1 protein-coding gene is annotated in these 457 nt (G+C 71.3%); it reads right to left on the reverse strand.

The window, feature by feature from the left end; translation table 11 throughout:
* Nucleotides 1-96 precede the first annotated feature (96 nt).
* Nucleotides 97-457, reverse strand: a 361-nt coding sequence (locus ACFV9O_RS40500; RefSeq protein WP_385428116.1) for a spherulation-specific family 4 protein, incomplete at its 5' end; no start/stop codon positions are given.

Below are 457 nucleotides of genomic sequence, written 5' to 3' on the forward strand. Positions count from 1 at the left end.
GGGTGGCAGCGACACGGGGACTCCGTTGGTCGATCGGGGACAGGACAACCCCCGCACGGGCGGGGACCGCTAGCCGTAACACTGCCACGCCCTTCTTCATTCCGAGACACCCGTTCCGACCTGCGAGACGAGGGTGTCCCAGTAACCGGGCATGGTCTCCCAGCAGGCACTTCGGCTCTCCTTGGCCGTGCGGTCGGTGAACCAGACAGTGCCCGCACCCTGCCAGCGGGCGACGCGCAGCGCCTGGGCGAGGTGGCCGCGCGGCAGCCCGTGGACGAGGTGGCAGAAGCGCTCCGGCGGGTAGGCGGCGGTCCATTCGGGCGCCTGGGACCAGCGGTAGTCGTGCCAGGGACCGCTGAAGGTCACCAGTTGGTCCGCGACCTCGGCGTAGCCGGGATGCGGGTGGGTGCCGTGGGCGGTGACGAGGTGTCCACCGCCGAGCAGGTCCCGCAGCGCC

Source organism: Streptomyces sp. NPDC059909 (assembly GCF_042730885.1).
Classification (GTDB): domain Bacteria; phylum Actinomycetota; class Actinomycetes; order Streptomycetales; family Streptomycetaceae; genus Streptomyces.